The 24035-nt window shown below is 74.7% G+C and carries 1 protein-coding gene; it reads left to right on the top strand.

The window, feature by feature from the left end; genetic code table 11:
- Positions 1–65 precede the first annotated feature (65 nt).
- A complete protein-coding gene (locus AB0G56_RS24370) occupies positions 66–24035 on the top strand; it encodes a non-ribosomal peptide synthase/polyketide synthase (RefSeq protein WP_360972673.1) in 23970 nt (7989 codons plus the stop codon).

Below are 24035 nucleotides of genomic sequence, written 5' to 3'. Positions count from 1 at the left end.
CACCGCGGCCGGCGCGCTCCGGCGTGTCCTGTCACCACGCCTGCCCAACTTCCGGAGGTACCCGCATGTCCCGTCGCGATGGTGACGCCCTGCCGCTGACCGCGGCCCAACGCGAGATCTGGCTCGCGGAGCAGAGCGCCCGCACGCCCGTGACGGGCTACCGCGTCGGCGAGTGCCTGGAGATCCACGGCCCGGTGGACCGGGAACTGTTCGAGACGGCACTGCGCCAGGTGGTCGACGAGGTCGACGCCCTGCACGTGACCTTCACCGACGACGGCGACGGCCCGCGCCAGATCCTCCGGGAGAGCTGGGACTGGGCCCCGGCCCACCTGGACCTCAGCGCCGAGCCAGACCCCCGGGCAGAGGCCATTCGCTGGATGGAGCGCGACCTGCTGCGCCCGCTGGACCTCGCCCGTGACCCGCTGTTCGGCCACGCGCTGATCAAGGCGTCACCGATGGAGTACCTCTGGTACCTGAACTACCACCACCTGGTACTCGACGCGATCAGCAGCTCCATGCTCCGCCAGCGGGTCGGTGAGGTGTACTCGGCCCTGGCCGAGGGTACGGCCGTGCCCCCCTGCCCCTTCGGCCCGCTGCGGGTCCTGGTCGACAGCGACACCGCCTACCGTGCCTCCACCGACTTCGCCGCCGACCGCGCCTACTGGACCGAGCGGTTCACCGACGTTCCAGCCCCGACCCGGCTCACCGACGCTTCCGTGACCGACCCGCACCGCCCCCTCCGGCTTGCCGAGGAGCGGGAACTGCGCCGCCCGGAGGCTCTGCGGGCGGCGGCGGACCGGTCCGGGGTCCGCTGGTCCCGGCTGCTGGTCGCCGCGACGGCCCTCTACGCCCACCGGCTGACCGGCGACCAGGACGTCGTGCTGGCCCTGCCCGTCACCGCCCGCCGGGGCGCCGACCGAGACCTGACGGCGGTGCCGGGCACGACCTCCAACGTGGTGCCGCTGCGGCTGAGCGTGCGGCCGGACATGCCCTGGGGCGAACTCGTCGCCCAGGCGGCGCGGGAGGTCGATGCGGCGGTCGCGCACGAGCGGTACCGCAGCGAGGACCTGCTGCGGGACCTCGGCTTCGCCGGCGGCATCGGGACGGCGTTCCCGCTGATCGTCAACATCATGGCCTTCAACTCCCGGCCGAGCTTCGCCGGGCACCCGGCCTCCGTGCACCACTTCGTGTCCGGGTCGACCACCGACCTCGCCGTCTGGGTCTTCGACTACCGCGACGGCAACCCGCCGCTGCTCCGGCTGCACGGCTCCCCCCAGGCGTACGGACCCGGCGACCTCGCCGACCACCAGCGGCGGCTGCTCGCGCTGCTGGACACCCTCGCGGACTGGGACGAGGACGAGCCGGTGGGCCGGGTCCCGCTGCTCACCGACGAGGAGCACCGCGAGCCGGCGGCGCTCGGTACCGGCCCGGTCGCCCAAGTCCCGGCCGCGAGCCTGCCGGAGCTGTTCCGGGAGCACGTCCGGGCGACCCCGGACCTCGCCGCCCTGGTGTGCGGAGACGTCTCCCTGACGTACGCGGAACTGGACGCGCGGGCCAACCGGCTGGCGCACGCCCTGATCGTCCGGGGAGCGGGCCCGGAGCGGCTGGTGGCGGTGGCCCTGCCGCGCTCGGCCGAGCTGGTGGTGGCGGTCCTCGCGGTGCTGAAGACCGGGGCGGCGTTCGTGCCGGTCGACCCCGGGTACCCCGCCGCCCGGACGGCCCTGCTGCTCGACGACGCCCGGCCGGCCCTGCTCGTCACGGACTCCGGCGGTGCGGAGCGGCTGCCGCAGTGCGGCCCCTTCGGCCGTCTGGTCCTCGACGACCCGGAGACGGCCGCTTCGGTGGCCGCCTGTCCGGCGGACGACCCGCAAGTGGCCATCGTCCCGGACCTCCCCGCGTACGTCATCCACACCTCGGGTTCCACCGGACGGCCCAAGGGCGTGCTGCCCACCCACGGCGGTCTGCTCGACCTGCTCACCGACCTCCGGCAGCAGCACTTCGCGCCGGCGCTGAGAACACGTCGGCGGCTGCGGGTGGCGCTGACCACCTCGGTCTCCTTCGACGCCTCCTGGAACCAGTTGCTCGCCCTTTTCGGGGGCCACGAGCTGCACGTCCTCGATCAGGCGACATGGTCCGACCCCGCCGCCCTCGTCGGTTACGCTGCGCGCCGCGGACTGGACTACCTCGAAGCCACCCCCTCCTACTTGCAGGAACTGGTCGCGCACGGGCTGCTGAGCGACCCGCAGTGGCGCCCGGCGCTGGTCGCCGCGGGCGGCGAGGCTGTCCCGCAGGCGCTGTGGGACCGGCTGCGGTCGGCCGAGGGCGTGACCTGCCTCAACCTCTACGGACCGTCCGAATGCACCGTCAACTCGGTCGTCGCGCCGATGGAGTCGAGCCCGCACCCGGTGATCGGCAGGCCGGTGACCAACACCCGGCTGTACGTGCTCGACGGCGCTCTGCGGCCGCTGCCGGCCGGTGCGCGGGGCGAGCTGTACATCGCGGGCGCGGGGCTGGCACGCGGCTACCTGAACCGGCCGGGGCTGACCGCGGGGCGGTTCGTCGCGGACCCGTTCGGGCCGAGCGGGTCGCGGATGTACCGCACCGGGGACCTGGTGCGCTGGGACGCGGCCGGGAACCTGGAGTTCCTCGGCCGCACCGACGACCAGGTCAAGGTCCGCGGCTTCCGGGTCGAACCGGGCGAGATCGAGGCCGTGCTCGCCGAGCACCCGCAGGTCGCCCGGGCCGCCGTGACGGCGCACACCGAACCGGGAGGGGAGCCACGGCTCGTCGCCTACGCGGTGCCCGAACCCGGCGCCACCGTGACCGGCGCCGTCCTCCGCGACCACCTGCGCGACCGGCTGCCCCGGCCCATGGTGCCGGCCGCGTACGTGCTGCTGGACGCGCTGCCCCTGACCCCCAACGGCAAGCTCGACCGGCGAGCCCTCCCCGCGCCCGGACCGGAAGGGCCCACCGCACCGGGCCGCGCCCCGCGCACCGCGACCGAACGCCTGCTCGTCGGGCTGTTCGCCGAGGTGCTCGCCGCGCCCGATGCCGGACCGGACGACAACTTCTTCGACCTCGGCGGGCACTCCCTGCTCGCCACCCGGCTGGTCGCCCGGATCCGCTCGGTCCTCGGCGTGGAGCTGCGGCTGGGTGACCTGTTCGACGCGCCGACTGCGGCGGAACTGGCGGCGGCCGTGGACCGCGCGGGCCGGGCCCGTCCGGCGCTCGTGCCCCAGGAGCGGCCCGACGTCGTCCCCCTGTCCTTCGCGCAGCGCCGGTTGTGGTTCCTGCACGGCATGGAGGGCCCGAGCGCCACCTACAACATTCCGCTGGCGGTGCGGCTGTCCGGGGACCTGGACCAGCGGGCCCTGGAAGCCGCCCTGGCGGACGTGGTCGAGCGGCACGAGAGCCTGCGCACCGTCTTCCCCGCGATCGGCGGCGTGCCGTGCCAGAGGGTGCTGGACCCGGAGAAGGCCAGGCCCCGGCTGCGGACGACCGAGACCGGCGAACACGAGCTGCCCGAGCGGCTCGCGCGAGCGGCCCGGCACGGCTTCGACCTCGCCGAGGAGCCGCCGCTGCGCGCCGAACTCTTCCGGCTGACGACCGAGGAGCACGTACTGCTGCTGGTCGTGCACCACATCGCCGGCGACGGCTGGTCGACCGGCCCGCTCTCGCGGGACCTCACGGCCGCCTATGCCGCCCGCGCCGAGGGCGCGAAACCCACGTGGTCGCCGCTGCCGGTCCAGTACGTCGACTACACCCTCTGGCAGCGGGAGCTGCTCGGCGACGGCACGGACCCGGACAGCCTCCTGAACCGTCAGCTCGCCTACTGGCGCCGCCGGCTGGCGGACCTCCCCGATCAGGTGGAGCTGCCGTTCGACCGGCCCAGGCCGGCCGCGATGTCCTACCGGGGCGACCGGCTGCCGGTGCGGATCGACGCCGAACTGCACCAGGGCCTGCGCACGCTCGCCCGCAGGGGCGGCGCCAGTCTCTTCATGGTGCTCCAGGCCGGACTGGCCGCCCTGCTGGGCAAGCTGGGCGCGGGCACCGACGTCCCGATCGGCACACCCGTCGCCGGACGCACCGACGAGGCCGCCGACGACCTGGTCGGTTTCTTCGTCAACACCCTGGTCCTGCGCACCGACCTCTCCGGGGACCCCTCGTTCACCGAATTGCTGCGCAGGGTACGCACCGACGCGCTCGCCGCGTACGCGCACCAGGACGTGCCGTTCGAGCACCTGGTGGAGGCGCTCAACCCGGCCCGGTCGCTGGCGCACCACCCGCTGTTCCAGACCATGCTCGCGTTGCAGAACGCGCCGCTGGACGCCTTCGACCTGCCCCGGCTGCGAGTGACGACCGACCTGGCGCCCACCGGGACGGCCAAGTGCGATCTCACCTTCGTCCTCGCCGAACAGCCCGACGGGGACGGCCTGTCGGGCGTGGTGGAGTACAGCACCGACCTGTTCGACGAGCCCACCGTGACCGGCATCGTCGAGCGGTGGCTGCGGCTGCTGCGCACTGTCGTCACCGACCCGGGCCGCAGGCTCGGCCAGGTGGACGTCCTGTCCGAGGAGGAACTGCGCGCACTGCTCCCGGCGCCCGCCGACCGGCGAGAGGAGCCTACGGCAGACAGCCTGACCGCGCTGTTCGAGCGGCGGGTACGGCAGAACCCGGGCGCCGTAGCGGTCACCGACGGCGACCTCTCCCTGACCTACGCCGAGCTGAACGCCCGCGCCAACCGGCTGGCGCACGCCCTGATCGCCCGGGGAGTGGGCCCGGAGCGGCGGGTGGCCTTGGCCCTGCCACGCTCGGCGGAGCAGATCGTGGCGGTGCTCGCCGTGCTCAAGGCAGGGGGCGCCTACCTCCCGGTGGACCCGTCGTACCCCGCCGCGCGGATCAGCCACCTCCTCCAGGACGCCCGGCCCGCGCTCCTGGTGACCACGAGCCGGATCGGCGACCTGCCCGGCGCGGACCACGTGGACCGGCTGCTGCTGGACGCCACAGACCTCGACGGCCTGCCGGACACGGACCCGGCGGTCCCCCTCGACCCGCGGCACGCGGCCTACGTCATCTACACCTCCGGCTCCACCGGCGCCCCCAAGGGCGTGGTGGTCCCGCACCGGAACGTGGTGCGGCTGTTCGGCGCGACCAGGGAACTGTTCGGCTTCCACGCCCAGGACGTCTGGACGCTCTTCCACTCCTACGCCTTCGACTTCTCGGTGTGGGAGCTGTGGGGGCCGCTGCTGCACGGCGGCCGCCTGGTGGTCGTGGACCACGAGACCAGCCGCTCGCCCGACCGCTTCCTGGCGCTCCTCGCCCGTGAGCGGGTGACCGTGCTCAACCAGACGCCGTCCGCTTTCTACCAGCTCATGCAGGCCGACGCGGATGCTCCGGAGACCGGCCGCCGCCTCGCGCTGCGCACGATCGTGTTCGGCGGCGAGGCGCTGGAGCACACCCGGCTGGCGAGCTGGTACGCGCGGCACCCGGACGACGCGCCGCGGCTGGTCAACATGTACGGCATCACCGAGACCACGGTGCACGTCACCCACGTGGCGCTCGGCCGGACCGGCGCCGCCGCCGGCGAGATCGGCACGGCCCTCGTGGACCTGCGGACGTACGTGCTGGACCCCCACCTGCGCCCGGTCGCCCCGGGCGTGCCCGGCGAGCTGTACGTCGCGGGCGCCGGCCTGGCGCGCGGCTACCTGGACCGGCCCGGCCTGACCGCCGGGCGGTTCGTGGCCGACCCGTTCGGCACGCCGGGATCGCGGATGTACCGCAGCGGCGACGTCGTCCGCCGTGCGGCCGACGGCAGCCTGCGCTACGTCGGCCGCGCCGACCAGCAGGTGAAGGTGCGCGGCTTCCGGATCGAGCCGGGTGAGATCGAGGCGGCGCTGGCCGCGCACCCCGGCGTAGCCCAAGTCGCCGTCCTCGCCCGGCAGGACCGGGCCGACGACACCCGGCTGGTCGCCTACCTGGTGCCCGACGCCGGGGCCGGGCCCCGGCCGGACGAGCTGCGCACGCACCTGGCAGCCCGCCTGCCGCAGTACATGGTGCCGTCGGCGTTCGTCGTGCTGGACGCGCTGCCGCTGACGACCAACGGCAAGCTGGACCACCGGGCCCTGCCCGCACCTGACCTCGCCCCGGCGGCCCAGGCCCGCGCGCCGCGCACCGCGCAGGAGCGGATCCTGTGCGAGCTGTTCGCCGAGGTCCTGGGCGTCGCGTCGGCCGGTGTCGACGACGGCTTCTTCGACCTGGGCGGGCACTCCCTGCTGGCCACCCGCCTCGCCGCCCGGATCCGCGCGACGCTCGGGGTGGAGATGCCGCTGCGAGCCCTGTTCGAGGCGCCGACCCCGGCCGGTCTGGCCGCCGCCCTGGTGGCGGCCGGACCGGCGCAGCCCGCCCTGGCCCGGCGCGAACGTCCCGAGGCGATCCCGCTCTCCTTCGCCCAGCGACGCCTGTGGTTCCTGCACCAGCTGGAGGACGCCGGCGCCGGCTACCACATCTCCCTGGCCTGGCGCCTGTCCGGGCAGCTGGACCGGCGGGCCCTGGAGGCCGCCGTGGCGGACGTGGTGGCACGGCACGAGAGCCTGCGCACCGTCTTCCCGGCGGTGGACGGCGTCCCCCGCCAGCGGGTGCTGGACGTCGCGGAGGCCCGCCCGCGGCTGCTCGTGAGCCGGGCGACCGAGGCGGAGCTGGCGGACGTCAGGGCGCAGGCGCAGGCCCGGACGTTCGACCTGGCCGTCGACATGCCGCTGCGCGCCGAGCTGTTCGAGCTGGCGGCGGACGAACACGTCTTCCAGGTGGTGCTCCACCACATCGCGGGCGACGGCTGGTCGCTGGGCCCGCTCGCGCACGGACTGACCACCGCCTACGCGGCGCGCCGCCGCGGCGAGGCACCGCAGTGGGCCGAGCTCCCGGTCCAGTACGTCGACCACACGCTGTGGCAGCACGAGCTGCTCGGCGACGCCGCCGACGAGGACAGCCCACTCGCCCGCCAGACGGCCTACTGGACACGGCAGTTGGCAAACCTGCCCGAACAGCTTCCGCTGCCCGGCGACCGGCCCCGCCCGGCCCTCGCCTCGCACCGGGGCGGGTCCGTCCGGGCCGAGCTGGACGCCGGCCTGCACCGCATGCTGCACGAACTGGCCCGAGCCCATGGCACCAGTCTGTTCATGGTGCTCCAGGCCGGGCTGGCGGTCCTGCTGAGCAAGCTCGGCGCGGGCGACGACATCCCGGTCGGCAGCCCCGTCGCGGGCCGGACCGACCAGGCCCAGGACGAGCTGGTCGGCTACTTCGTCAACACCCTGGTCTTCCGCACCGACACCTCGGGCGACCCTACGTTCGCCGAACTGCTGGGCCGGGTCCGGGAGACCGCACTGGCCGGGTACGCCCACCAGGACCTGCCCTTCGAGTACCTGGTCGAGGTCCTCAACCCGGCCCGGTCGCTGGCGCACCACCCGCTGTTCCAGGTCATGCTGGTGCTGCAGAACGCTCCCCGCGCCGACTTCGCGCCACCCGGCCTGCGCGTCGCCGGCATGCCGCCCGCCTCGACCACCGCCAAGCTCGACCTGCTCTTCACCCTGGCCGAGCGGCACACCGAGGACGGCTCCCCGGCGGGGATCGACGCTTTCGTCGAGTACGCCTGCGACCTGTACGACCCGGCCACCGTCCGGACGATGTGCGAGCGCTGGGTCCGGCTGCTACGCGCCGTGGTCACCGACCCGCGGTCCCGGCTCAGCCGGTTCAGCCTGCTCGGTGCCGAGGAGCGCGCCCGACTGGAGGCGCTGGGCGTCGGCCCGGCGGCCCGGCCGTTCACCGAAAGCCTGCCCGAACTGTTCCGGGCACAGGCCCGCGAGACTCCGGACGCACTCGCACTGGTGGGACCGGACGCTTCGCTGACGTACGCGGAGCTGGACGCGCGGGCGAACCGGCTGGCGCACGCGCTCCGCGCGCGGGGCGCGGGCCCGGAGCGGCTGGTGGCGGTGGCCCTGCCGCGGTCGGCCGAGCTGGTGGTGGCCGTCCTCGCGGTGCAGAAGACCGGCGCCGCGTACCTCCCGGTCGACCCGGGGTACCCGGCCGCGCGGGTCGCGTACATGCTCGACGACGCCCGGCCGGTCCTGGGGGTGACCGACACCCGCACCCGCGGCCGGCTGCCGCAGGCCGGTCCCGCCGGGTGGCTGGTGACCGACGATCCGGGAACGGCCGCGGCGGTGGCCGCGTGCCCGTCGACCGATCCGGGCGTCACTGTCCATCCCGACCACCCGGTCTACGTGGTCTACACCTCCGGTTCCACCGGGCAGCCCAAGGGGGTGGTGGTGACGCACGGCGGCCTGGCCAACTTGTTCGCCGCCCAGCGCCCGCTGGTCTTCCGTACGGGTGAGCGGATGCGGATCGGGCTGACGACGTCCGTGTCGTTCGACGCCTCCTGCGACCAGCTGTTCGCCCTCTACGCCGGCCACGAGCTGCACATGCTGGACGAGGCGACCTGGACCGATCCGGACGCCTACCTCGCGTACGCCTCGCGGGCCGGGCTGCACACCGTCGGCGGTACCCCCTCCTACCTGCAAGTCCTCGTCGACCACGGCCTGCTGGACCACCCGCGGTGGCGGCCCTCGTTCGTCGGCCTGGGCGGGGAAGCCGTACCGGAGCGGCTCTGGAAGCGGTTGCGGGCGGCCGAGGGCGTGTCCTCCCTCAACTACTACGGGCCGGCCGAGTGCACGGTGGACTCGCTGTGCGCGCCGCTCGCGCCGCACTCCCACCCGGTGATCGGCCGACCGCTCGCCGGCGTACGGCTGCACCTGCTCGACGCCGCCATGCAGCCGGTGCCCGCCGGCGTGCCCGGTGAGCTGTACCTCGCCGGTGCGGGCCTGGCGCGCGGCTACCTCGACCGGCCCGGGCTGACCGCGGCGCGGTTCGTGGCGGACCCGTCCGGCCCGGCCGGCACGAGGATGTACCGCACCGGCGACCTGGCGCGCTGGGGCGCGGCCGGGAACCTGGAGTTCCTCGGCCGCACCGACGACCAGGTCAAGGTCCGGGGGTTCCGGATCGAGCTGGGCGAGATCGAGGCGGCCCTGGTGGCACACCCGCAGGTCGCCCAGGCCGCCGTGATCGTCCGGCAGGACCGGGCGGAGGATCCCCGGCTGGTCGCCTACCCGGTACCCGCCGCAGGGGCCGCGCTGCGCCCCGAGGAGTTGCGGGCGCACCTGCGCGAGCGGCTGCCCGACTACATGGTGCCCGCCGTATTCGTCCCCCTCGACGCCCTGCCGGTGAACACCAGCGGCAAGCTGGACCGGCGCGCGCTCCCCGAGCCGGACACCGACGCGACCCGGTCCGGCCGCGCCCCGCGCACGCCCCGGGAACAGGTGCTGGCCAGGCTGTTCGCCGAGGTGCTGGGCGTGTCCGAGGTCGGTGTCGACGACGACTTCTTCGACCTGGGCGGGCACTCCCTGCTGGCCACACGGCTGGCGGCCCGGGTCCGTGCGGCTCTCGGCGTGGAACTCGCCCTGCGCACCCTGTTCCAGAGCCCGACGGTGGCCGGGCTGGCCGCCGCGCTGGGCGACGCGGACCGCGCCCGGCTCGCCCTGCGGCGGGTCGAGCGGCCCGCGCTGGTGCCGCTGTCGTCCGCGCAGCGAAGGCTCTGGTTCCTGCGGCAGATGGAAGGCGCGGACTCCGTCTACAACATGCCGCTGGCCTGGCGGCTCACGGGGCCGCTGGACGTGCCCGCCCTGGAGACGGCGCTGGGCGACGTCGTCGACCGGCACGAAACCCTGCGCACGCTCTTCCCGGCCGTCGACGGCGTGCCCCACCAGCGGCTGCTGCCGCCCGAGGAGGCGCGCCCGGCGCTGTCGGTCGTCCCGGCCGACGAGACGGACCTGCCGGACCTGCTGGCGCGGGCCGCGACCCGGGGATTCGACCTCGCGGCCGAACCGCCCCTGCGCGCCGAGGTGTTCCGGGTCGCGGCGGACGACCACGTGCTGCTCCTGGTGATCCACCACATCGCGGGCGACGGCTGGTCGCTGGGCCCGCTCGCCGCCGACCTGGCCACCGCGTACGCGGCACGCCGCGCGGGCGAGGAGCCGCGGTGGGCACCGCTGCCCGTGCAGTACGCCGACTACACCCTGTGGCAGCGCGAGCTGCTCGGCGACCCGGCCGACCCGGACAGCCTGTTCGCCCGCCAGCGGGCCTATTGGACGGAGCGGCTGGCGGACCTGCCGGAGCAGCTCCGGCTCCCCGCCGACCGCCCCCGCCCCGCGACCCCCTCCTGGTCCGGGGGCCGGCTCCCGATCACCTTGGACGCCGGTCTGCACGCCGGCCTGGTCCGCCTGGGCCGGAAACACGGCGCCAGCGTGTACATGGTGCTCCAGGCCGCGCTGGCGGCCCTGCTGGACAAGCTCGGCGCCGGACAGGACATCCCGGTCGGCGGCCTGATCGCCGGGCGGACCGACCAGGCGCTGGACGACCTGGTCGGGTTCTTCGTCAACACCCTGGTCCTGCGCACCGACACGAGCGGCGACCCGACCTTCGCCGAGCTGCTCGGCCGGGTCCGGGAGGGCGCGCTGAGCGCCTACGCGCACCAGGACCTGCCCTTCGAGCACGTCGTCGAGGCGTGCAATCCGTCCCGGTCCCTCGCCCGCCAGCCGCTGTTCCAGGTGCTGCTCGCGCTGCAGAACGTGCCCGGCACCGAGTTCGCCCTGAGCGGTCTGACCGCCGAGATCTTCCCGGTGCGGACGCCGACGGCCATGTTCGACCTCGGCTTCCACCTGCTGGAGTGCGGCGGCCCCGGCGGACCGGCCGAAGGCATCGTCGGGCGGGTCGAGTACAGCACCGACCTCTTCGACGCCACCACGGTCGAGGCACTGGTCGCGCGGTGGCTGCGTGTGCTGGCTTCGGTGGCCTCCGACCCGGACCGGCCGCTGAGCCGGATCGACGTCCTCACCGCCGAGGAACGGCACGACCTGCTGGTCGCGCGCAACGACACCGCGCGCCCGGTTCCCGCCGCCACCCTGCCCGCCCTGTTCGAGGCGCAGGTCCGGGCGGCTCCCGAGGCGCCGGCGCTGTTGTTCGAGGACACCGTGCTGACCTACCGGGAGCTGAACCGCAGGGCCAACCGCCTGGCGCACGCGCTGATCGCGCGCGGGGCCGGGCCGGAGCAGGTCGTGGCCCTGCGCCTGCCGCGCTCCGCCGAGCTGGTCGTCGCCGTCCTCGCCGTGCTCAAGACGGGCGCGGCCTACCTTCCGGTCGACCCTGACTACCCGGCCGCCCGGATCGCCTACATGCTGGATGACGCACGCCCGGCCGTGGTGCTCGACGACCTCGGGGCCGTCGTACCGGACGGGTCCTGGCCGGAGCACGACCCGGCCGCCGCCGCGGATCCGCGCCACCCCGCGTACGTCATCTACACCTCTGGCTCCACCGGCAGGCCCAAGGCCGTCGTGATGCCCGCCGCCGGCCTGCTGAACCTGCTGGCCTGGCACCACGAATCCGTCGGCGGCGCACCCGGCACGCGCACCGCGCAGTTCACCGCCCTCAGCTTCGACGTCTCGGTGCAGGAGACCCTCTCCGCGCTGCTGTACGGCAAGACGCTGGTGGTGCCGACCGAGGAGCAGCGCCGCAGCGCCGAGCTCTTCGCCCGCTGGCTGGACCGCAACGAGGTCGAGGAGCTGTTCGCGCCCAACCTGGTGATCGAGGCGCTGGCCGAGGCCGCCGAGGAGGCCGGTCTCGCGCTGCCGAGGCTGCGGCTGATCGCGCAGGCGGGGGAGGCGATGCGGCTCGGTGGTGTGGTACGCCGCTTCGCGGCCCGGCGCCTGGGCCGGGAGCTGCACAACCACTACGGCCCCGCCGAGACCCATGTGATCACCGCCTACCCGCTCCCGGCCGACCCCGCCGACTGCCCGCTGCCCGTGCCGATCGGCCGCCCGATCGCCAACTGCCGGGCGTACGTGCTGGACGCGGCGCTGCGACCGGTCGCCCCCGGCGTGCTGGGTGAGCTGTACCTCGCCGGGGCGGGTCTGGCCCGCGGCTACCTGAACCGGCCAGGGCTCACCGCCACGCGGTTCGTCGCCGACCCCCACGGTCCGGGCGGCACCCTGATGTACCGCACCGGCGACCTGGTCCGCTGGCGGGCCGACGGCGAGCTGGAGTTCGCGGGCCGGGCGGACCACCAGGTGAAGATCCGCGGGTTCCGGGTCGAGCCCGGCGAGATCGAGGCCGAGCTGGCCGCGCACCCGTCGGTCGCACAGGTCGCGGTGCTCGCCCGGGAGGACCGGCTCGTCGCCTACGTCGTCCCGCCGGCCACGACCGTGGCGAGCACCGCGGAGCTGGCGGCGCACCTGCGCGACCGGGTCCCGGACCACCTGGTGCCGTCCGCGTTCGTGCTGCTGGACGCGCTGCCGTGGACGCCGAACGGGAAGCTGGACCGGGCGGCGCTGCCCGCGCCCGCGCCGGACACGGCCGCCGGCGGCCGGGCGCCGCGCACGCCGCAGGAGCAGATCCTGTGCGAGCTGTTCTCCGAGGTGCTGGGCGTACCGCGGGTCGGTGTCGACGACGGCTTCTTCGACCTCGGCGGGCACTCCCTGCTCGCCACCCGGCTGGTCTCGCGGGTCCGCGCGACCCTCGGCGCCGAACTGGAGCTGCGCTCCCTTTTCCGGCACCCGACCCCCGCCGGACTGGCCGCCGGGCTGCACGGCACGGGCGCCGCACGCAAGGCCCTGGTGCCCCGGCCACGTCCCGAGGCCATGCCGCTGTCCTTCGCCCAACGCCGCCTGTGGTTCCTCCAGCAGTTCGGGGCCCCGAGCGCCACGTACCACATGCCCCTCGCCCTGCGGCTCTCAGGCGACCTCGACCGGGCCGCGCTGAGCGCCGCACTGGCCGACGTCGTGGCCCGGCACGAGACCCTGCGCACGGTCTTCCCGCACACCGCCGGGATCCCGCACCAGCGGGTCGTGGACACCGCGGAGGTCCCCGTCCCGCTGACCGTGCGCGCGGCCGGCGAGGCGGAGATGCCCGCCCTGCTGCGCGCCGCTGCGGTGCGGGCGTTCGACCTGACCCGGGAAGTGCCGCTGCGCGCCGAACTGTTCGCCCTCGCCCCCGACGAGCACGTGCTGCTGCTGGTCATGCACCACATCGTCGGCGACGGCTGGTCCATGGGCCCGCTCGCCCGCGACCTGGCCACCGCCTACACCAGCCGGCGCGGCGGCGGGGCGCCCGCCTGGCCCCCGCTGCCGGTGACGTACGGCGACTACACACTGTGGCAGCACGACGTCCTCGGCGACGAGCACGACGAGGACAGCCTCTTCGCCCACCAGGTCGCCTACTGGAAAGAGGCGCTGGCCGGGCTGCCCGAGCAGGTGCCGCTGCCCGCCGACCGGCCGCGCCCGGCCACCATGTCGTACAGCGGCGACCTGCTGGAAATGCGGATCGACGCAGAACTGCACGCGTCCCTGCTGGAGCTGGCGCGCCGCTCGGGGGCCACCCTGTTCATGGTGCTGCAGGCGGCGCTCGCCGCGCTGTACACGAGGCTGGGCGCCGGGACGGACATCCCGATCGGCAGCCCGATCGCGGGGCGGACCGACGAGGCGCTGGACGATCTGGTCGGGTTCTTCGTCAACACGCTGGTGCTGCGCACCGACACGAGCGGGGACCCGACCTTCACCGAGCTGCTGGGCCGGGTGCGGGAGAGCGCGCTGTCGGCGTACGCGCACCAGGACGTGCCGTTCGAGCACCTCGTGGAGGTGCTGAACCCGTCCCGGTCCCTGTCCCACCACCCGCTGTTCCAGACCGGCCTGGTCGTGCAGAACGCACCGGGTGGTGATTTCGACCTGCCGGGTCTCAGGGTCACCGGCATCCCCGTGCTGACCGGGACCGCACGGCTCGACCTGACCTTCGGGTTCGCGGAGGAGCACGGGCCGGACGGTGCGGCGGCCGGGCTCAGCGGCGCGATCGAGTACAGCACCGACCTGTTCGACCGCGCGACGGTCGAGGCCCTGGCCGCCCGCTGGGCCAGGCTGCTGGCCGCGGTCGTCGCCGGGCCGGACCTGCCGATCGGCGGGATCGACCTGCTGTCCGCCGAGGAGCGCCACGAGCTGCTGCCCGCCGCCGGGAGCGAGGCGGCCGGGAAGAGCCTGCCGGCGCTGTTCGCCGCCCAGGCGGCGCAGACGCCCGACGCGGTGGCGCTGGTGAGTGGGGACACCGAGGTGTCGTACCGGCAGCTCGACGCCCGGGCGAACCGGTTCGCGCACGCGCTCAGGGCGCGGGGCGTGGCCCCGGAACACATTGTGGCGGTGGCGTTGCCGCGGTCGGTGGAGTCGGTGGTGGCGGTGCTGGGCACGCTGAAGGCCGGGGCCGCGTACCTGCCGGTGGACCCGGCGTACCCGGCGGCACGGATCGCGTTCATGCTGGACGACGCGCGGCCGACGGTGGTCGTCGACGATCCGGCCCTGGTGGCCGGCGCCGCGGGCCTGCCGGAGACCGATCCGGGTGTCGCGGTGGACGCCCGGAACCCGGCCTACGTGATCTACACCTCGGGCTCGACGGGCCGCCCCAAGGGCGTGGTGGTGAGCCACGCCGGCGTGTCGGGGCTGGTGGCGGCGCAGGCCGACCGGCTCTGCGTGGCGCCGGGCCGCCGGGTGCTCCAGTTCGCCTCGCCCAGCTTCGACGCGTCCTTCTGGGACCTGTGCGCTGCCGTCCTCACCGGGGCCGCTCTCGTCCTGGCTCCGTCCGACAGTCCGTTGGAGGCCCTGACGGACCGCCGGCTCGGTGTCACGCACGTGACCCTTCCGCCGTCGGCCCTGGCCGCGGTGGACGGCGCCGACCTCACGGCCACCACCCTGGTCGTCGCTGGTGAGGCGTGCGCGCCGGAGCTGGTGGCCCGCTGGGCGCCGGGCAGGCGGATGATCAACGCCTACGGTCCGACCGAGACCACCGTGTGCGCGACCATGAGCGACCCGCTGTCCCCGGGGTCCGGCGCACCGCCGATCGGCCGGCCGGTCGCGGGCTTCCGGGCGTACGTCCTCGACGAGCGGCTGCGCGTCGTGCCGCCCGGTGTCGCGGGGGAGCTGTACGTCGCCGGCCCCGGCCTGGCGCGCGGGTACCTGAACCGGCCGGGCCTGACGGCCGGACGGTTCGTCGCCTGCCCGTTCGGCCCGGAGGGTGCGCGGATGTACCGCACCGGGGACGTGGTGCGCCGCCGCACCTGGGGGTCCCCCCGGCCGGAGGCGGGGGGAGAGCTGGAGTACGTCGGCCGCGCCGACGACCAGGTGAAGGTGCGCGGCTTCCGGATCGAGCTCGGCGAGGTCGAGGCGGCGCTGGCCGAGTATCCGGACGTCGCCCGGGCCGCCGTGCTCGCCCGGGACGACCGGCTCGTCGGCTACGTCGCCGCCCGCCCCGGCGTCACCGTCCGCCCCGCGGAGCTGGCGGCGCACCTGCGTGACCGGCTCCCCGACTACCTGGTGCCGTCCGCGTTCGTGCTGCTGGACGCGCTGCCGTTGACGCCGAACGGGAAGCTGGACCGGGCGGCGCTGCCGGCGCCCGCGCCGGACACGGCCGCCGGCGGCCGGGCGCCGCGCACACCGCGGGAGCAGATCCTGTGCGAGCTGTTCGCCGAAGTGCTGGGCGTACCGCGGGTCGGTGTCGACGAGGACTTCTTCGAGCTGGGCGGGCATTCCCTGCTCGCCACCCGGCTGGCCGCACGGGTGCGTTCGGTGCTCGGCGTGGAGGTGGGACTGCGCGCCCTCTTCCAGGCGCCCACCGTGGCCGGCCTCGCCGAGTCGCTGACCGAGGACGGCCGTACCCGCCCGGCACTGGCCCGGCGCGAGCGGCCTGAGGCGGTGCCGCTGTCCTTCGCCCAGCGCCGCCTGTGGTTCCTGCACCGCATGGACGGCGCCGCCGCGACCTACCACATCCCGCTCGCGCTCCGGCTGACGGGGACGCTCGACCGGACCGCGCTGGACACGGCGCTGGCCGACGTGGTGGCCCGGCACGAGAGCCTGCGGACGGTCTTCCCGGAGGTCGACGGCGTACCCCGCCAGCTCGTCCTCGCGCCCGCCACGGCCCGGCCCCGGACGCGACTGATCCGGGTGTCGGAGGCGGACCTCCCCGAGCGACTGGCCGAGTTCGCCCGGCTGCCGTTCGACCTGGAGAACGAGGCGCCCCTGCGGGCGGAGCTGTTCGCGCTCGCGCCGGACACGCACGTCCTGCTGCTGGTGATGCACCACATCGCCGGTGACGGCTGGTCGACCGGCCCCCTGGCCCGCGACCTGGCCGAGGCGTACACCGCCCGGTGCGAGGGCCGCGCGCCGCACTGGCGCGCCCTGCCGGTGCAGTACGCGGACTACACGCTGTGGCAACGGGACCTGCTCGGCGACGCCGCCGACCACCGAAGCCGGTTCGCCGAGCAGCTCGACCACTGGAAGCACCAGCTCGCCGACCTGCCGGAGCTGCTCCGGCTGCCCACCGACCGGCCCCGGCCGGCCGTGGCCGGGTGGCACGGGGACCATGTCGCTCTGGAGTTGAGCCCCGAACTGCACGCGTCCCTGCTGGAGCTGGCGCGCCGCTCGGGCGCGAGTCTGTTCATGGTGCTGCAGGCGGCGCTCGCCGCGCTGTACACGCGGCTGGGCGCCGGGACGGACATCCCGATCGGCAGCCCGATCGCGGGGCGGACCGACGAGGCGCTGGACGATCTGGTCGGGTTCTTCGTCAACACGCTGGTGCTGCGCACCGACACGGGCGGCGATCCGACCTTCACCGAGCTGCTGGGCCGGGTGCGGGAGAGCGCGCTGTCGGCGTACGCGCACCAGGACGTGCCCTTCGAGCACCTCGTGGAGGTCCTGAACCCGTCCCGGTCACTGTCCCACCACCCGCTGTTCCAGACCATCCTGGCCGTGCAGAACGCTCCCATGGGCCGTTTCTCCCTGCCGGGCCTGGACGTCACCACCTACGCGGTGGACACCAGGACCGCGAAGTTCGACATCGGCGTGAGCCTCGTCGAGCGGTCCGGACCGGACGGCGGCCCGGCGGGGATCGTCGGCGCGATCGAGTACAGCACCGACCTGTTCGACCGCTCCACGGTCACGGCCCTCGCCGCACGCTGGACGCGCCTCCTGGAAGCCGTCACCGCCGACCCGGACCGGCCGATCGGCGCGATCGAACTGCTCGGCGCCGACGAGCGGCACCGTCTGCTGGAGGGGAGCAACGAGACCGCCCGGGAGGTGGCGGCCGTCCCGGTGCCGCAGGCGTTCGCGGCGCAGGTGGCGGCGACCCCCGACGCGGTGGCGCTGGTGTGCGGCGACACCGAGGTGTCGTACCGACAGCTCGACGCCCGTGCGAACCGGTTCGCGCACGCGCTGATCGCCCGGGGCGTCGGGCCGGAGCAGACGGTGGCCGTGGCCCTGCCGCGCTCGGTGGAGGCCGTCGTGGCCGTCCTCGGCGTGCTGAAGGCCGGGGCCGCGTACCTGCCCGTGGACCCGGCGTACCCGCGGGCGCGGATCGCGTACATGCTGGACGACGCCCGGCCGTCCCTGGTGGTCGACGACCCGGCGCTGGTGACCGAGGTGTCCGCGTGGCCCGAGACCGATCCCGCGGTCGCACTCGACGCCCGGCACCCGGCCTACGTGATCTACACCTCCGGGTCGACCGGCCGCCCCAAGGGTGTCGTCGTCGGCCACGGCGGCATCGCGAGCCTGGTCGCCGCGCAGACCGAGCGCTTCGCGATCGACCCCACCAGCCGGGTGCTGCAGTTCGCCTCGCCCAGCTTCGACGCCTCGGTGTCGGAGATCTGCACCGCGCTGCTGTGCGGCGCCGCCCTGGTCCTGCCGCCGACGGGGGACCCGGTCGCCGCCCTGGCAGACCGCGACCTGGCGCTCACCCACGCGACCGTGCCCCCGTCCGTCCTCGCCGCCGTCCCGGAGGACTCGGTGCGGCTGTCGACACTGGTGGTGGCCGGCGAGGCGTGCCCGCCGGAGCTGGTGGACCGCTGGGCGTCCGGGCGCCGGATGGTCAACGCCTACGGACCGACCGAGACCACGGTGTGCGCGACCATGAGCGACCCGCTGGCACCCGGCACGGGCGTGCCGCCGATCGGCCGTCCGATCGCCAACGCCCGGGTGTACGTGCTGGACGAGCGGCTGCGACCCGTGCCGCAGGGCGTGGCGGGGGAACTGTACGTCGCGGGCGCCGGCCTGGCGCGCGGGTACCTGAACCGGCCGGGCCTGACGGCCGGGCGGTTCGTCGCCTGCCCGTTCGGCGCCGGGGAGCGCATGTACCGCACCGGAGACCTGGTGCGCCGGCGTGCCGACGGAGAGCTGGAGTACGTCGGCCGTACCGACGACCAGGTGAAGGTGCGCGGCTTCCGGGTCGAGCCCGGCGAGGTCGAGGCGGCGCTGGCCGAACACCCAGCCGTCGCCCGGGCCGCCGTCCTCGCCCAGGACGACCGGCTCGTCGGCTACATCGTCCCGCAGCAGGACGAGGACCGGGACAGCGGCCTGGAGACGGACCACGTGAGCGAGTGGCGGGACATCTACGACGGCCTGCCCATCACCCCGGAGGAGGCCGGCTTCGGCCAGAACTTCGTCGGCTGGAACAGCAGTTACGACACGAGCCCGATCCCGGTCGAGCAGATGCGGGAATGGCGGGACGCCACCGTGGCCCGCATCCTGGCCCTGCGCCCCCGCCGGGTACTGGAGGTCGGCGTCGGCACCGGACTGCTGCTCTCACAGATCGCACCGCACTGCGAGACCTACTGGGCGACGGACTTCTCCGCCACGGCCATCGACGCGCTGACCGCCCAGATCGCCCGCCGGGACGACCTGGCCGGGCGGACCGTGCTCCAGACCCGCCCCGCGCACGACACCGACGGCCTGCCGGCCGGGCACTTCGACACCGTCGTGATCAACTCGGTGGTGCAGTACTTCCCGTCCGCCGAGTACCTCGCGGACGTGATCGGAAAGCTGATGGAGCTGCTCGCGCCCGGCGGCACGCTCTTCGTCGGCGACGTGCGCAACCTGCGGCTGCTGCGCCCGCTGGCCACCGCGGTCCAACTGCACCGGACCGGCGCCGACGGCGACCTCGCGGCGGTGCGCCGGGCTGTGGAGCAGGCCGTCAGGGTCGAGAAGGAACTCCTCGTCGACCCGGACTTCTTCACCGTCCTGCGCGCGCGCGGCACGGACCTCGGCGCGGTGAGCGTCGAGGTCAAGCGCGGTCGCCACCACAACGAACTTACCCGCTACCGCTACGACGTGACGCTGCGCAAGGCGCCGGTCACCCCGGCCGCCCCCCGCCGGACGGCCGAGCTGGAGTGGGGGCGGCAGGTCACCGGGCTGGACGAGCTGCGCGAGCTGCTCGCCCGGCCGCACGCGGACCTGCTGCGGATCACCGGGGTGCCGAACCGCCGCGTGGCGCGCGAGGCCGCCCTGGCCCGGGCCCTGCAGGACGGTGACGGCTCGCTCGCCGGGCTGCTGGAACGGCTGCACGGCCCGGAGGACAGCGCACTGCCCGACCCGGAGGACTTCGCGGCCCTCGGGCAGGAGTTCGGCCGCTGGGTGGGCGTCACCTGGTCGGCCGCGCAGGACGACGCCGTGGACGTCGTCCTCGCCGACCCGCGGGCGTGCCACGGGGCCCCCGTCGAGCCCTACCGGCCGGCCGTCACCGCCTCCAGGCCCCTGTCGTCACTGACCAACCGCCCGACCGGCAGCCGCGGCACCGGCGCCCTCATCGGCGAACTCCGGGAATGGCTGCGCGGACGACTGCCCGACCACCTGGTCCCGTCGGCGTTCGTGGTGCTCCAGGCACTGCCGCTGACCGGCAGCGGCAAGCTCGACCGCCGCGCGCTGCCCGCGCCCGGCCTCGGGACGGCCGGGACCGCCCGGGCACCGCGCACCCCGCAGGAGCAGCTCCTCGCCGGACTGTTCGCCGAGCTGCTGGGTCTGGCCCAGGTCGGCGTCGAGGACAGCTTCTTCGACCTGGGCGGACACTCGCTGCTGGCCACCCGCCTGGCCGCCCGCGTCCGCGCGACCCTCGGCGCCGAACTGGACGTCCGTACGCTCTTCGAGACGCCGACCGTGGCCGGACTGGCGGCCCGCCTCGACGGCTCCGGCACGGCGCGGCCCGCGCTGACCGCCCGGCCGCGCCCTGACCGCGTGGAGCTGTCCTTCGCCCAGCGCCGCCTGTGGTTCCTGCACCGGATGGACGGGCCGAGCGCCACCTACAACATGCCGCTCGCGCTGAGCCTGACCGGCGCGCTCGACCGCCGGGCCCTGCACGCCGCACTCGCGGACGTGATCGCCCGGCACGAGAGCCTGCGGACGGTCTTCCGCGAGACGGACGGCGTGCCGTACCAGGTCGTACTGGACGCCGGGCAGGCGTACCCGGAGCTGCCGGTGATCCCGCTCGACGAGGACCGGCTGGCCGAGCGGCTGGCCGCGACGGCACGGCGGGGCTTCGACCTGGCGGCACAGCCGCCGGTCAGGGCCGAGCTGTACGCGCTCGCGCCCGACCGGCACGTCCTGCTGGTCGTGGTGCACCACATCGCCGCCGACGGCTGGTCGATGGGACCGCTCTCCGCCGACCTCGCGGCCGCCTACACGGCGCGCTGCCGGGGTGAGGAGCCACACTGGCCCCCGCTGCCGGTGCAGTACGCCGACTACACCTGCTGGCAGCGCGACCTGCTCGGCGACACCGCCGACCCGGACAGCCTGTTCTCCCGGCAACTGGCCTACTGGAAGGACGAGCTGGCGGGCATCCCGCAGCAGGTGCAGCTGCCCGCCGACCGGCCCCGCCCCCCGGTCGCCACCCAGCGGGGCGACCGCGTCGCGGTCGCGCTGGACCCGGACCTGCACCAGGCGCTGCGCGACCTGGCCGCCGCGCGCGGCGCCAGCATGTTCATGGTGCTCCAGGCCGGTCTCGCCGCGCTGCTCACCCGCCTCGGCGCCGGCACCGACATCCCGATCGGCAGCCCCATCGCCGGGCGCACCGACGAGGCGCTGGACGACCTGGTCGGCTTCTTCGTCAACACGCTGGTGCTGCGTACCGACACGAGCGGCGACCCCGGCTTCACCGAACTGCTCGACCGGGTGCGGCACAAGGCGCTCGCCGCCTACGACCACCAGGACGTGCCGTTCGAGTACCTGGTCGAGGTGGTCAACCCGGCCCGGTCGCTGTCCCACCACCCGCTGTTCCAGGTCATGCTGGCCCTGCAGAACGCGCCGGTGGGCGAGTTCACGCTGCCGGGACTGTCCACCGGCCACCTGGAGGCGTCGACCGGCACCTCGCGCGTCGACCTGACGTTCAGCCTCGCCGAGCGGTTCCGCGCGGACGGCGGACCCGACGGCCTGGTCGGCGCGGTGGAGTTCGCCACCGACCTGTTCGAACCGGCCACCGTGGAGCTGCTGTTCGCCCGCTGGGCCCGGCTGCTGCGCGCGGCGGTCGCCGACCCCGACCGGCCGATCGGCCGCATCGACGTCCTGTCGGACGAGGAACGCGACCGGCTGCTGTCCGCGTCCACCGGCGTCCCGGCCACGCTGCCCGGGGCCGCGCTGCCGGAGCTGTTCGCCCGCCAGGTCCGTGCCACCCCGGACGCGGTGGCCGTCGTCGCGGGCCCCGGCGAGCTGACGTACAGGGAACTCGACAAGCGGTCCGACCGACTCGCGCGGGCACTGATCCGCCAGGGTGTACGCCCGGAGACACCGGTCGCGGTGCTGTTGGACCGCTCGGCGGACCTGGTCGTGGCTCTCCTGGCGATCACCAAGGCGGGCAGCGCCTATGTGCCCCTCGACTCGCGCTTCCCCCAGCCCCGGATCGAGCTGATCCTCAAGGAAGCCGGGGCCGCGCTGGTGCTCACCGAGGAGGTGCTGACCGCGCTGATCGAGGGTGAGCCCGACGCTTCCGACCTCGACGTATGCTGCGACCCGCAGCAGTTGGCGTACGTGATGTACACCTCCGGCTCGACCGGCCGGCCCAAGGGCGTGGCCGTCACCCACCGCGACGTGGTGGGCCTCGCGCTGAGCCCCGAATGGCACCGGGGCGGACACGAGCGGGTGCTCATGCACTCCCCGACCGCCTTCGACCTCTCCACCTACGAGCTGTGGGTGCCGCTGCTGAGCGGCGGCACGGTCGTGGTCGCACCGCCCGAGCGGCTCGACCTGGACCTGCTGCAGCACACGATCAGCACGCACGGGGTGACCGGACTGTGGCTGACGGCGGGCCTGTTCCGCCTGGTCGCCGAGGAGCGGCCGGACCTGCTCGCGGGAGTGCGGGAGGTCTGGACCGGCGGGGACGTGGTCTCCCCGGCCGCCGTCGCCCGGGTGCTCCGGGCCTGCCCCGGCATCGAGGTGGTCGACGGCTACGGGCCCACCGAGGCGACCACTCTGGCCACCTGCCACCCGGTGCGCGACCTGCCCGAGCACGCCGCGACCGTGCCGATCGGCCGGCCCATGGCGAACACGCGCGCCTACGTGCTCGACGCGCACCTGCGCCCGGCGCCCGTGGGCCTGGTCGGCGAGCTGTACCTCGCGGGCACCGGCGTGGCCCGCGGCTACCTAGGCCGGCCCGGCCTGACGGCGGAGCGCTTCACCGCCGACCCGTACGGGCCGCCCGGGAGCCGGATGTACCGCACCGGCGACCTGGCGTGGTGGGCGGCCGACGGCACACTGGAGTTCGCCGGACGGACCGACCACCAGGTAAAGCTCCGCGGCTTGCGCATCGAGCCCGGCGAGATCGAGGCGATCCTCGCGAGTTCCCCGGATGTCGCCCAGGCGGCCGTCGTCGCCCGCGAGGACCGGCCCGGTGACAAGCGGCTCGTCGCCTACCTGGTGGCCGCCCCCGAGGGCGTACCGGAGGCGGGTGAGCTCTCCGGGCGGCTGCGCCGCGAACTGCCCGACTACATGGTGCCGTCGGCCTTCGTCGTCCTGGACACACTGCCGTTGACCGACAACGGCAAGATCGACCGGGCCGCCCTGCCCGCCCCCGAGTACGCGGCGACGGGCGCCGGACGCGGCCCGAGGACGCCGCGGGAGCAGCTCCTGTGCGACCTCTTCGCCGAGGTCCTCGGCCGGGAACAGGTGCGCATCGACGACAACTTCTTCGATCTCGGCGGCCACTCACTGCTCGCCGCCCGCCTGGCCTCCCGCGTCCGCGAGACCCTCGGTCTGGAACTGGGCCTGCGCACGCTGTTCGAGGCGCCGACCGTGGCCGGGCTCAGCGAGCGCCTGGTCATGGACGACCCCGAGGACGCGCTGGACGTAGTCCTGCCGCTGCGGCCGACCGGGACCGGCACGCCGCTGTTCTGCGTCCACCCCGGCGGCGGCATCAGCTGGTCGTACAGCGGGCTGCTCAACCACATCGGTCCCCAGCACCCGGTCTACGCGATCCAGGCGCGCGGCCTCGGCCGCCCCGAACCCCTGCCCGCCTCCTTCGAGGAGATGGCGGCCGACTACGCCGACCAGATCCGCAAGATCCAGCCGCAGGGCCCCTACCTGCTGCTCGGCTGGTCCGCCGGCGGGCTGATCGCCCACGCCCTCGCCTGCGAGCTGCAGTCGCGCGGCGAGCGGACCGCGCTGCTGGCCGTCCTGGACGCCTACCCGGTGAAGGACGTGCGGTTCGAGGAGACGCCCGTGCCCACCGAGCGGGACGTGCTCGTCGGCGTGCTCGACGTCGACCCCGACGAGTTGGGCGACCGGGAACTGACCTACGCCGAGGTCGCCGAGGTCCTGAACCGGCGGGGCAGCGCGCTGCAGGGCCTGACGGAACGTCAGGTCGAAGTCATCGTCCACATCATGATCAACAACGCGAGACTGGCGGTCGACTTCGTCCCCTCCGTGTTCGACGGCGACCTGCTGCTGTTCAACTCGACCATCGACCGAGACGGGAACGACGCCGGGCCCGCGACCTGGCGCCCCTACCTCACGGGCCGGATCACGTCCCACGAGATCACCACCCGGCACAACAAGATGACCGAAGCCGGCTCACTGGCCCAGATCGGACCGATCCTGGCCGCCCGCCTGGCCGAGGCCACCGGTGACACCACCCCCAACCAGGAGGACTGA

The sequence above is a fragment of the Streptomyces sp. NPDC021356 genome (genome assembly GCF_040641015.1).
Taxonomy (GTDB): domain Bacteria; phylum Actinomycetota; class Actinomycetes; order Streptomycetales; family Streptomycetaceae; genus Streptomyces.
This window is presented reverse-complemented; position numbering and strand designations above follow the sequence as displayed.